The following is an 11,901-nucleotide window of genomic DNA, read 5'->3' on the forward strand; positions in this document are numbered from 1 at the left end:
CGGGTGGCCGGGATCGACTTCATGGACCCGGCGTTGGCCGAGGCCATCGACAACGGGCTGGCCCGCGTCGAGGAGGTGCTCCACCGCGAGGTGCGCAGCGACTACGACTTCGTGGTCGAGACGTCGCTGCACCTGATCGACGCCGGCGGCAAGCGGTTCCGCCCGCTGTTCACCCTGCTCGCCGGCCAGGTCGGCCCGCAGCCGGACTCGCCGGGCGTGGTCACCGCCGGCGCCGTGGTGGAGCTCGTGCACCTGGCCACGCTGTACCACGACGACGTGATGGACTCGGCCACCATGCGGCGGGGCGCGGAGAGCGCGAACGCCCGCTGGGACAACTCGGTGGCCATCCTCACCGGCGACTTCCTGTTCGCGCACGCGTCGCGGCTGGTCGCCGACCTCGGCCCGGAGGCGGTGCGGATCATCGCGGACACCTTCGCCGAGCTGGTCACCGGCCAGATGCGCGAGACCCGAGGCCCGCGCGCCGGCGAGGACCCGGTGAAGCACTACCTGGCGGTGGTCGCGGAGAAGACGGGTTCGCTGATCGCCACCGCCGGCCGGTACGGCGCGATGTTCGCCGGCTGCACCCTGGAGCAGGTGGCCGCGCTGCGCCGGTTCGGTGAGATCATCGGCACCGCGTTCCAGGTCTCCGACGACGTGATCGACATCGCCTCGCCGAAGGAGAGCTCGGGCAAGACCCCCGGCACCGACCTGCGCGAGGGCGTCTCCACGCTGCCCATGCTCTACGCCGTGCAGTCCCCGGGCGCCGACCGCCTGCGCTCGCTGCTGTCCGCGCCCCTGACCGACGACGCCCTGGTCGACGAGGCCCTGGCGCTGCTGCGCGCCGGCGACGGCCTGGACCGCGCCCGCGACACCCTCCGCGCCCAGGCCGAGTCCGCCCGCGCCGAACTGGTCGCCCTCCCCTCCTGCACCGCCCGCGACGCCCTGGCCTCCCTCACCGAGTACGTGGTCGACCGCACCGGCTGACCGGCCTCCTTGCCGGCCGCCGCACACCTTGTTGGGGTGTCGCACACGGTGCGAGGTGTGCGGCGGACCCGGTAGGTAGGCGGCGGGCCTCAGGTACGGGCGGTCACCTGGGTGAGGATGTGCTCCAGGCGGTGGGCGGTGGCGAGCAGGGCGCGGTCGCCGCCGGGGGTGCCGTCCAGGGACAGGCCGATCGGGAGGTTCTCGGTCGGGATCGGGAGGGTCAGGCCGGGGAGGCCGATGAGGCTGCCGGGGGCGGTGTTGCGGGTGAGGACATCGAAGGCGCTCGCTTCGTCGGCGCCGGCCGGGGCGGCGGGCTGGGGCGTGGTCGGGAACGCCAACGCGTGCAGGTCGTAGGTACCGAACGCGCGCCGGTACGCGCTGTGCAGCTCGCCACGGCCGTGCGCTATCGCGTGGTCGTACGCCTCCTCGGCGATCGCGCCCGGGGCGCCGTCCAGCACACAGCCCTGGAAGAAGGCCCGCACCCGCTCCCCGGACACCTTCTCCACCAGGTCGGACAGGGTGAGGGACGGAAGGTACGCGGCGAGGTAGCGGGTCAGCTCGCGGCGGGCCTCGAACGCGACGATCGGCAGGCCGATCCGCTGCTCGACGTCGTTGACCTCGAAGTTCGGCACATCGATGACCGTCACGCCCGCGCCCCGCAACAGCTCCAGCGCGGCCTCGAAGGCGTCAACGGTCGAAGGGTCGGCGGGGGCGCGGCGCCACGAGGTGGGCACCCCGATCCGGAGCCCCGTGGCGGGGGGTACGAGCGGTCGGGTGACCGGTTCGCCGGCCAGGACGCTGTCCAACAGGGCGAGGTCGGCCACGGTGTGCGCGATCGGGCCGGGCGTGTCCCTGGTGCCGGACAGCGGTGTGATCGCCTCGGTGGGGTAGCGCCCGCGTGTGGGCCGCAGCCCGCACACGCCGTTGAGCGCGGCCGGGATCCGCACGGACCCGCCGGTGTCGGTGCCCAGGCCCGCGGGCACGCCCAACGCCACCGCCACGGCGGTCCCGGAGCTGCTGCCGCCGGCGATGTGCCCGGCGTCGCGGGCGTTGAGCGCGGGCCCGGCCGCCGACGCCGCGCCGGTCACGCCCATGGACAGCTCGTGCATGTTGGCCTTGGCGAGCACCACGGCGCCGGCCGCTCGCAGCCGAGCCACCGCCGGGGCGTCGCCGGCCGGCACGAAGCCGGACATCGCGGGCGTCGCCGCGGTGTTGGGCAGCCCGCCGACGTGGATGTTGTCCTTGACCACGATCGGCACGCCGTGCAGCGGGCCGGCCTCGCCGCGCTGGTGGTCGACCTGCCAGGCCGCGCGCAGCGCCGGCTCCTCGGCGAGCGTGATCACCGCGTTGCGGTCGGCGTGGCGCCGCAGCGCGTCCAGCGCCCGCTCGGTGAGCGCCTGGCTGGTGGCGCGGCCGAGGACGGCATCGTCCAAGCCCGTCATCGGGACACCTCCTCGAGCCGGCGGTTGCGGGTACTGGCCGCGAACAGGTTGACGATCGCGGCGACCACCAGGAACCCGACCAGCAACAGCAGGGCCGGCAGCGGCGCCAGCGAGGCGGCGAACCCGGCGACCACGAACACCCCGATCCCGCCGCCGACGTGCCCGATGCTGTCGGACACCGCGTAGCCGGTGGTGCGGCACCGGGTGGGGAAGCTCTCGGCGGTCAGGGCGTACTGCGGCGCCACCCAGACGTTCTGGCCGAAGAACGAGATCACCGCGCCGAGGAACACCAGCGCCGGGCTGCCCCCGGCCAGCGCGACCAGCACCGCCCCGACCACCGCGACCGCGGCCCCGACCGGCAGCCAGTACTTGCGCTCCAGCGCCTCGGAGTACCACACCGCGACCACCGCGCTGGCCACGAAGCCGAGCAGGCCGACCGCCGAGACCATCCCGGCCGCCGGGGGCGAGTAGCCGAACGCGGTCAGCACGCTGGTGAAGCCCGCGCCGAAGGCGTACAGGGTCACGTACCCGGCCATCCACGCGCCGCCGAGGATCAGGCAGCGCCGCAGGTAGACCGGATCTCCGAACAGCTCGCGGTACGCACCGGGGCCGGCCAGCGTCGGCGCCGGGGCATCGGTGGCCGGCGCGGGCAGCGGCCCCCGGCGCTCGGCGCGGCGCTCCATGTCCCGGATGACCGTCTCGGCCTCGGCGGTGCGGCCGGTGACCAGCAGCCAGCGCGGCGACTCCGGCAGCTTCGCCCGCAGCAGCACCGACGCCAGCGCCAGCAGCGCGCCGAGCACGTACATCCAGCGCCACTGCGGCCCGGACGGCCCGGACGCCAGCGCGAACGGCAGCCCGTCCGGCCAGGGCGCCGGCTGGGTGGTCAGGATCAGCCCCAGCCAGACGGCCAGTGCGCCGCCGACGGCCGCCAGCAGAAACAGGATCGAGGTGAACCTGGCCCTGGTCCGGCGCGGCGCCACCTCGTTGACGTAGGTGTTCATCACCGCCAGGTCGGCGCCGATGCCGAGGCCGGTGACCAGCCGCGACACCGAGAAGTTGGTGAAGTCCCCGCTCAGCGCGCTGTAGAGCGAGCCGGCGCCGGTCAGCGCCATGGTGAACATCAGGATCTGGCGGCGGCCGAACCAGTCGGCCAGCGGCGCGATGGTCAGCGCGCCGATGCCGTAGCCGATCAGGCTGACCAGGATCGGGATGTTGATCGAGCCGAGCGCGTTCAGCGGCGTGCAGCCCGGCTTGATGTCCACGCAGGTCTGGATGAACGACACGTTGATGTCGAACACGTCGTACTGGACGAACAGCATGCCCAGCCCGATGATCACGAAGAACAGCCTGGTCAGGCTCCATTCCTCGATCCGGTCCAGCCGCGCGGACAGCGTCGAGACGTCGCTGCCCAGGCCTCGTGAGGCCTGTTCTGGTTTGCTCATGACCGACCTTCGGTGCTCGGCCCGACTTCTTGTGGGCGGCGAGCGTATCTCTCATACTCACCCACACGGTTGGCTCAGAGAGCACAAGGAATTGTCCGTGCGCGCAGCTGGTGTCTTCTTCAGGAGTCGGGCTATTCATCGAGACCGCCTCCGGCGGTCGCGCGCCGTCACGTCGGTCTTTCCTGTGACGTCCGTTTGGCGCGGATCCGTCGCTCGGGCGGGCTGCATCCATCCGCCACCTCCCCGCCGCCCCTGGCCCGCCGTCGCTAGACGGATTCATGAATAGCCCTCCTGGTGGAGACTTCGCCGTCGACCTGTCCACCGAGGTCGCGCGGCGGGAGCGGTTCGACTACTGGCAGGACGTCATCTGTGACGTCTTCGTCAAGCTGGACGCGCGCCGGCTGGTCGCGGCCGAGGAGTTCACCGGGTCGCTGAGCAGCGTGCGCGCCGGCGCGGTGCGGGTGAGCCGGATGCGGGTGTCCGCGCACGAGGTCACCCGCTCGGCCCGGGCGATCGCGCGCTCCGACACGCACTCACAGCTGATCAACATGCCGCTGACCGGCCGCTGTGACGTGCTCATGCAGGACGGTCGCTCGGCCGTGCTCAACGCGGGCGACTTCGCGCTCTCGGACACCTCACGCCCGTACCGGCTGCGGTTCCGGGAGTCGTTCGATATGTTCGTGCTGCACATCCCCGACCAGCTGCTCGCCGGCCTGGTGCCGAGGCTGCCCGAGCTGACCGCGACGGCCGTGCGCGCCGACGGCTTCACCGGCTCCCTGCTGCGCCCGCTGCTGGCGAACATCCACGCCGGCGCCGGGGCGGACGGCTCGGAGCGGGCGCTGCATCTGGGCGCGGCGGCGGTCGACCTGGTCGCGGCGTCGTTGGCCGAGCTGTGCGACCAGCGCGGCGTGTCCGTGGCCCGCCCGCCGATGCCCCGGAGCGTGCACCTGATGCGCGCCAAGCGGCTCATCGACCAGCGGCTGCGCTCGCCGGACCTGACGCCCACGGCGATCGCCGCCGGCTGCGCCATCTCCGTCCGCTACCTGCACGCGCTGTTCCAGGACGAGGGCACCACTGTCTCCCGCTACGTGCTGGACCGCCGGCTCGCGCTGGCCGCCCGCGACCTGACCGACCCCCGGCTGGCCGGCCACACCATCGCCGAGCTGGCCGCCCGCAACGGCTTCAAGGAGGCCGCGCACTTCACCAGGACGTTCACCAAGCGGTACGGCCACAGCCCGCGCGAACACCGCCGCCTGCCGTCGTCCTGATCGATCACCTGGTTGTGCTATAGAAAATTTCGGGAATTAGGTCTCCGGGCGTGGCCTGACGCGGGTTGTTCTGTGATTATCTTCACCGATCAGACCGGAGGGAGGGCAGACGATGGCGGAGCTGTTGCAGCACGGACCGGTTCTGCCGCTGGTCCTCGCGGTGATCGTGGTGCTCGTCGCGATCGTCGTGATCGGGGTACGGATGCGCGCGGTGCGGCGGCGTCGAGCCCGGGCGGAACGGGAGGCCGAGGCGAACGTCATCGAGACGCCGCCGGACTCCGATCCCGGCCCGCCGGATCCGAACGACCAGGTGCGGCCGGCCGATGCCAACCCTGCCGAGCCGGCCGCGCGCGAGGCCGGTCCGCCGGAACCCGAGCCCCGGCCGCCGGCCCCCGTGGCCGGGGTGGACTCCGCGCTGGCCGCCCTGGACGTCGGACGGTTCACCTCGAGCCTGTCACCGGGATCGGGCGCCCGGAGACGCCCGCTGATGCCCGTACCCCGAGCCGCCGCCGACGACACCGCGGCCGACCCCGCCGCCGACGACCCCGAACCGGCCGATAACCCCGAGCCGGCCGACGAGCGCGCTACGGAACCGCCGTACCCCGGTGCCGCGCACCCCCGCCCGGACGGCTCGGCGCCCTCGTCCGAGTACCGGATCAAGGCGAACCTCGCGGTGAAGCGCTACTACACGGACGCCTCGCCCTACTACGCCCGCACCACCGCCCAGCTCTGGTTCCGCACCGCCGAGGACGCCGAGCGAGCCGGCTTCACCGCCGCGCGCTGACGCGCGAGGCCTACTCCACCGTCCAGGTGTCGTTGCCGCGCAGCAACGCGGCCAGGTCGGGGGACTTGCGGGCCTTCGCCTCGGTGAGCTGGGCGCGGGCGCCGTCGTCGTAGGTCGGGCGCTGCACGGAGCGGAACACGCCGGTCACCGTGTGCGTGAGGTCCTGGTCGGACAGCCGCGACAACGCGAACGCGAAGCTCGGGTCGTCCCGGGAGGCGTCGTGCACCACCACGGCGTCCTCGCCGACCTCGGCCACCGGCGCGACCTTCAGCCCGTACCCGTCCTCGGAGCGGATCACGCCCAGCTCGCCGTCCGCGCCGAACCGGATCGGCTCGCCGTGCTTCAACGGAATCAACCGCTGCTTGGACTCGTCGCCGCCGCGCCGGATGACGTCGAAGGCGCCGTCGTTGAAGATCGGGCAGTCCTGGTAGATCTCCACGAACGACGTGCCTCGGTGCGCCGCGGCCGCGCGCAGCACCTCGGTCAGCTCGGCGCGGTTCGCGTCGATGGCGCGCGCCGCGAACGTCGCCTCCGCCCCGAGCACCACCGACAGTGGGTTGAACGGCTGGTCCAGCGAGCCCATCGGGGTCGACTTGGTGACCTTGCCGATCTCCGAGGTGGGCGAGTACTGGCCCTTGGTCAGCCCGTAGATCCGGTTGTTGAACAGCAGGATCGTCATGTTGACGTTGCGCCGCACCGCGTGGATCAGGTGGTTGCCGCCGATGGACAGCGCGTCGCCGTCGCCGGTCACCACGAACACCGACAGGTCAGGCCGGGTCACCGCCAGCCCGGTGGCGATCGTCGGCGCGCGCCCGTGGATGGAGTGCATGCCGTACGTGTTGAGGTAGTACGGGAAGCGCGACGAGCAGCCGATGCCGGAGACGAACACGACGTTCTCCCGGCGCAGCCCGAGCTGCGGCAGGAAGGCGCGCACGGCGGCCAGCACGGCGTAGTCACCGCAGCCGGGGCACCAGCGGACCTCCTGGTCGGAGGTGTACTCCTTGGCGGTCTGCTTCTCGTCGGTGGTCGGGATGCCGTCCAGTCCGCCGATCGACGGCAAGCCGAGGTCGGTCGCGGTCACAGCAGATCCCCCTTCAACGCGTCGATGAACACGTTCTGCAGCTCCTCGGCCCGGAACGGCAGCCCGGAGACCTTGGTGTACGACTTGACGTCCACCAGGTACCGGCCGCGCAGCAGCAGCGCGAGCTGGCCCAGGTTCATCTCCGGGACCAGCACCGTGCGGTAGCTGCGCAGCACGTCGCCGAGGTTGGCCGGCAGCGGGTTGAGGTGGCGCAGGTGCGCCTGGGCGACGGACATCCCGAGCCCGCGCACCCGGCGGCAGCCGGCGCCGATCGGCCCGTACGTGGAGCCCCAGCCCAGCACCAGCACCTCGGCGTCGCCGTCCGGGTCGTCCACCTCGATGTCCGGCACCGGGATGTGGTCGATCTTGGCCTGGCGCAGCCGGACCATCCGGTCGTGGTTGTCCGGGTCGTAGGAGATGGAGCCCTTGCCGTCGGCCTTCTCCAGCCCGCCGATCCGGTGCTCCAGGCCCGGGGTGCCGGGGATGGCCCACGGCCGGGCCAGCGTGTCGTCGTCGCGCTGGTACGGCCAGAAGTCGCCGGAGTCGTCGGTGGCGTTCGGCTCGGTGGCGAAGCCGGGGTCGATCCGCGGCAAATCGTGCACCTCGGGGACTTTCCAAGGCTCGGAGCCGTTGGCCAGCGAACCGTCCGAGAGCAGCATCACCGGGGTGCGGTAGGTGACGGCCAGCTTGGTGGCCTCCAGCGCGGCCGCGAAGCAGTCGCCGGGCGAGCGCGGCGCGATGATCGGCAGCGGGCACTCGCCGTTGCGGCCGAACATGGCCTGCAGCAGGTCGGCCTGCTCGGTCTTGGTGGGCAGCCCGGTGGACGGCCCGCCGCGCTGCACGTCGATGACCAGCAGCGGCAGCTCCAGTGCCACGGCAAGGCCGGTGGCCTCGGACTTCAGCGAGATGCCGGGCCCGGAGGTGGTCGTCACCCCGAGCGCGCCGCCGAACGCCGCGCCGATCGCCGAGCCGATGCCGGAGATCTCGTCCTCGGCCTGGAACGTGGTCACGCCGAAGGACTTGTGCTTGGACAGCTCGTGCAGGATGTCCGAGGCCGGGGTGATCGGGTACGAGCCGAGGAACACGGGCAGCCCGGACTGCTGGCCGGCCGCCACGATGCCGTAGGCCAGCGCGGTGTTGCCGGTGATCTGGCGGTAGATGCCCTGCTTGAGCTTGGCCGGGGCCACCTCGTAGGTGACGGCGAAGCTCTCGGTGGTCTCGCCGTAGTTCCAGCCGGCGCGGAAGGCGAGGATGTTGGCCTCGGCCAGCTCGGGCCGGCGGGCGAACTTCTCCCGCAGGAAGCGTTCGGTGCCCTCGGTGGGCCGGTGGTACATCCAGCACAGCAGGCCGAGGGCGAACATGTTCTTGGCCCGCTCGGCGTCCTTCTTGGACAGCCCGGTCTCGGCCAGCGCGCCGCGCGCCAGGGTGGCCATGGCCACGCTGTGCACGGTGTAGGCGGACAGCGAGTCGTCCTCGAGCGGGTTGGCGTCGTAGCCGACCTTGGTCAGGTTCCGCTTGGTGAACTCGTCGGAGTTGGCGATGAGGATGCCGCCGTGCGGAAGGTCGGCGATGTTGGACTTGAGCGCGGCCGGGTTCATCGCCACGAGCACGTCCGGCCGGTCGCCCGGGGTCAGAATGTCGTAGTCGGCGAAGTGCAGCTGGAAGCTGGAGACGCCGGGCAGCGTGCCGGCTGGGGCACGGATCTCGGCGGGGAAGTTCGGCAGCGTCGCCAGGTCGTTGCCGAACGCGGCGGCCTCGGAGGTGAACCGGTCGCCGGTGAGCTGCATGCCATCACCCGAGTCGCCGGCGAACCTGATGACGACGCGCTGGCGCTTGCGTACCTCGCGGTGGTGGCCGTTCGAGTTCCCGTTGGACGAAGGGGAGCCGTCTTCGACACTTGCCTCGACGGTGCTGTCCGGGATGGTCATGTGTTGTCTTCCGTCGATCGCGGACTCAGGGCAGGGCATGCCCGATATCGAGCGTAGTCCCACCATGAGTTCCTGTCGGTCAAGACCGGGTGCACGTCACAGTCACGTTCTGTTTTCCGGAACGCCAGGTGAACTGCCGATCACTTGTTCCGTCCCGAGACCTGGGCCTTGAGCGCGGCCAGCCGTTCGGCGAACGCCGGCGAGTCCAGGGATGCCAGCTGGGCGCGGATCTCCACGTCCACGGCGGCGGACTGCGCGGGCAGGGTGTCGGTCACCCGCATGGTCCGTTTGGTGGTGACGGCCAGCTCGCGGGGTGCCGCGGCGGCGCGGGCGGCCAGTTCGACCGCGGCGGTCACGGGGTCGTCCACCGCGCGCCAGACCAGCCCGGTGCGCTCGGCCTCCTGGGCGTCGAGCACCTCACCGAACAGTGTGACAGCGGCGGCGCCCTGCGGCCCGAGGATGCGCTGGGCCATCCAGGTGTATCCGCCGCCTGGGTGCAGCCCGAGCTTCAGGAACCGCGAGTCGAACCGCGCCTTCGGCCCGGCCAGCCGCACGTCGCAGGCCAGCGCTAGGTTCATGCCGGCTCCGACGGCCGCCCCGTTGACCGCCGCGATGGTCGGCAGCGTGCACTCCGCCACGGCCAGGAAGCCCTGGTAGATGCGGCGTAACCCGTCCTCGCGGGAACCGCCGGCGGCGCCGAGCTGGCTCAGGTCCGCGCCCGCGCAGAAGCCGGGCGGCTCGCCGGTCACGACTACCGCGCCGATGGCCTCGTCGGCTTCGGCGTCTTTCACCGCTGCGACCAGGTCTTCGGCCAGGTCGATGGCCATCGCGTTGCGCCTGGCCGGGTCGGAGACGGTGATCACCGCTACCCCGTCCCGCCGCTCGGTGCGGATCTCGCGCTTGGTCTCGACGTCGGTCGCTGCGTTGTCGGCCATGTCGGCATCTTGCCCGCTGTGGCCGGCCGGCGCCGAGCGGCCCGGTCCGGTGGGTGGGTCGGCTATGTCACGTGGCGGTTGGCTCGGGTCGCGGAACCGGCGGTGTTCGTCAATCGTTTATCGCACGGCTGGGTTCGGGCAGCGGCCTCGGTCTGTGGGAGGAAGTGAAGCGTCGTGCACAACCACCTCAACGGGCTCAAGACCGCTGTGCTGCTCGGTGGGCTGAGCGCGCTGGTGTTGCTGGTCGGGTCGCTGTTCGGCAAGACCGGGTTGTTCATCGCGGTGATCGCGGCGCTGGGGATGAACGCGTACGCGTACTTCAACTCCGACAAGCTCGCGCTGCGGGCCATGCATGCGCGGCCGGTGACCGAGGCGGAGCAGCCGGTGATGTACCGGATCGTGCGCGAGTTGGCCAACACCGCGCACCAGCCGATGCCCCGGCTCTACATCAGCCCGACCGCCGCGCCGAACGCCTTCGCCACCGGGCGCAATCCGCGCAATGCCGCCGTGTGCGCTACTACCGGCATCTTGGAGATGTTGGACGAGCGGGAGCTGCGCGGGGTGTTGGGGCACGAGCTGTCGCACGTCTACAACCGGGACATCCTGATCTCGTGCGTGGCCGGCGCGCTGGCCACCATGATCAGCTTTATGGCGAACCTGGCGATGTTCGCGTCCATCTTCGGCGGTGGGGACGACGACGAGCGGGCGAATCCGCTGGCCATGATCGTGGTCGCGCTGGTCGGGCCGATCGCCGCGGCTGTCGTTCAGATGGCCGTGAGCCGCTCGCGGGAGTACCAGGCCGACGCTTCGGGGGCCGCGCTGACTCGTGATCCGCTGGCGCTCGCGTCCGCGCTGCGCAAGCTGGAGCGGGGGACTCAGCTCGCGCCGCTCCCGCCGGACCCGCAGCTCGTGTCTCAGTCCCACCTCATGATCGCCAACCCGTTCCGGCCGGGTGAGGGGATGTCGAAGCTGTTCTCGACGCACCCGCCGCTGGCCGACCGCATCCGCCGCCTGGAGCAGATGGCCGGCCGCTAGTTCCGGCAATGCTCGGCACACCCACTCCGTACCCCGCACACGCGCTGAGGCAGGTGTGCGGCATACGACGTGGGTGGGCGGGCCGTGCCGAGGGCCGGCTCATAGCCGCTCGCGCTTACCCGTCGTCGGCCAGGGACGCGGCCACCGCGCGGCAGAACTCGGCCGCGTCGGCGCCGGTGAGCGCGACCTCCAGCAGTTGGTCCAGCCAGCGGGAGTACCGCGCCAACGCATCCGGGTCGGTGATCTGCATGCTGCCGTCGAGCGTCTCGATCACGACGAGATCGCGGTCGTACATGGCCCAGCCCGACAGCGGGGTGAACGGCATGCGGACCGAGAACGGGATCACGCCGAACGTGAGCGTGGGCAGCTCGGCCATCTCAACCAGGTGGGCGAGCTGTCCGCGCAGGGTTGCGAGGCTCATGCCCCCGATCCGGGTGCGCAGCGCGGCCTCGCCGACGACGTGCACGAACTGTCTTCCCGGCTCGTACAGGAGTGCTTGTCTCCGGAGCTTGGCCGCTATGACGTGGCCTATTTGATCCGGCGGAATGCCGTCCTCGGTCAGGAACTCGTCGCCCACGGCCATCTCACGCATGTAGGTGGGTGTCTGCAGATAGCCGGGAATCATCGCGGGCTGATAGGAGGCGAAGAAGGCACATGATGCGGCGAGCGCGGTGACCTCGTTCTGTACACCGAGCGGGCCACCGGCGTCGGTGATCCGTTCCCTATAGGCGGTGTATTCGGCAGTTGCCTTCGCCCGCAGAGCCAGCAGCTGTTCCGTGTCGGCTCCGGTTGCGCCGGCCCACGCCGTGATCTCTTCGACGGTCGGCAGTTGGCGGCCGGTCTCGATCTTGGAGACCTTGGGCTGCGCCCAGCCCGCGCCGAGTGCGGCAGCCAGTCCGCTGCCGGAGAGGCCCGCCGCTTCGCGGGCCGCGCGCAGCCGTGCTACCAGCGCGTCGAGCGCAGGCCTGCTGGACGCCGGATTGGACAATCGGGATTGGCTCC

Annotated in this window: 10 protein-coding genes; 4 read left to right on the top strand and 6 right to left on the bottom strand. The window is 71.5% G+C overall.

What is annotated here, in order from left to right; translation table 11 throughout:
• Positions 1-21: 21 nt before the first annotated feature.
• Positions 22-984 (top strand): polyprenyl synthetase family protein, encoded by a 963-nt coding sequence (locus tag N912_RS0135680; RefSeq protein WP_051581325.1) that lies wholly within the window; start codon positions 22-24, stop codon positions 982-984.
• 89 nt (positions 985-1,073) lie between these two features.
• On the opposite strand, the gene N912_RS56725 is transcribed toward N912_RS0135680, so the two are convergent.
• Entirely contained in the window at positions 1,074-2,426 is a 1,353-nt protein-coding gene (locus tag N912_RS56725; protein ID WP_037068346.1) for an amidase family protein, read from the bottom strand.
• Positions 2,423-3,868, bottom strand: a complete 1,446-nt coding sequence (locus N912_RS0135690) for an MFS transporter (RefSeq protein ID WP_037068349.1) — start codon at positions 3,866-3,868, stop codon at positions 2,423-2,425. Before N912_RS0135690 ends, N912_RS56725 begins: the two co-directional genes overlap by 4 nt.
• Before the next feature lie 278 nt (positions 3,869-4,146).
• Here N912_RS0135690 and N912_RS0135695 point away from each other — a divergent pair, with 278 nt between their 5' ends.
• Both N912_RS0135695 and N912_RS0135700 read left to right on the top strand, forming a co-directional pair.
• Positions 4,147-5,136 carry an AraC-like ligand-binding domain-containing protein gene (locus N912_RS0135695; RefSeq protein WP_028926193.1) on the top strand — a complete coding sequence of 330 codons (990 nt, stop codon included), beginning with the start codon at positions 4,147-4,149 and terminating at the stop codon, positions 5,134-5,136.
• 112 nt (positions 5,137-5,248) lie between these two features.
• Positions 5,249-5,920, top strand: a complete 672-nt coding sequence (locus N912_RS0135700) for a sunset domain-containing protein (protein ID WP_028926194.1) — start codon at positions 5,249-5,251, stop codon at positions 5,918-5,920.
• A 10-nt stretch (positions 5,921-5,930) separates the two neighbouring features.
• On the opposite strand, the gene N912_RS0135705 is transcribed toward N912_RS0135700, so the two are convergent.
• From N912_RS0135705 to N912_RS0135715, 3 genes are all read right to left on the bottom strand, one after another.
• On the bottom strand, positions 5,931-7,001 hold the full coding sequence (locus N912_RS0135705; RefSeq protein WP_028926195.1) for a 2-oxoacid:ferredoxin oxidoreductase subunit beta: 1,071 nt from the start codon (positions 6,999-7,001) through the stop codon (positions 5,931-5,933).
• On the bottom strand, positions 6,998-8,929 hold the full coding sequence (locus N912_RS0135710) for a 2-oxoacid:acceptor oxidoreductase subunit alpha (protein ID WP_037068352.1): 1,932 nt from the start codon (positions 8,927-8,929) through the stop codon (positions 6,998-7,000). Before N912_RS0135710 ends, N912_RS0135705 begins: the two co-directional genes overlap by 4 nt.
• A 140-nt stretch (positions 8,930-9,069) precedes the next feature.
• On the bottom strand, positions 9,070-9,864 hold the full coding sequence (locus N912_RS0135715) for an enoyl-CoA hydratase (protein WP_051581271.1): 795 nt from the start codon (positions 9,862-9,864) through the stop codon (positions 9,070-9,072).
• Between the two features lie 174 nt (positions 9,865-10,038).
• On the opposite strand from N912_RS0135715, the gene htpX reads away from it, so the two are divergent.
• Positions 10,039-10,899, top strand: coding sequence for a zinc metalloprotease HtpX (gene htpX, locus N912_RS0135720; RefSeq protein WP_028926198.1), 861 nt, complete (start codon positions 10,039-10,041; stop codon positions 10,897-10,899).
• A gap of 115 nt (positions 10,900-11,014) precedes the next feature.
• On the opposite strand, the gene N912_RS0135725 is transcribed toward htpX, so the two are convergent.
• Positions 11,015-11,887 (bottom strand): DUF5753 domain-containing protein, encoded by an 873-nt coding sequence (locus tag N912_RS0135725; protein ID WP_028926199.1) that lies wholly within the window; start codon positions 11,885-11,887, stop codon positions 11,015-11,017.
• Positions 11,888-11,901: the final 14 nt, after the last annotated feature.

It is taken from the genome of Actinospineispora acaciae DSM 45401 (genome assembly GCF_000620785.1).
In the GTDB taxonomy this organism is placed as follows: domain Bacteria; phylum Actinomycetota; class Actinomycetes; order Mycobacteriales; family Pseudonocardiaceae; genus Pseudonocardia; species Pseudonocardia acaciae.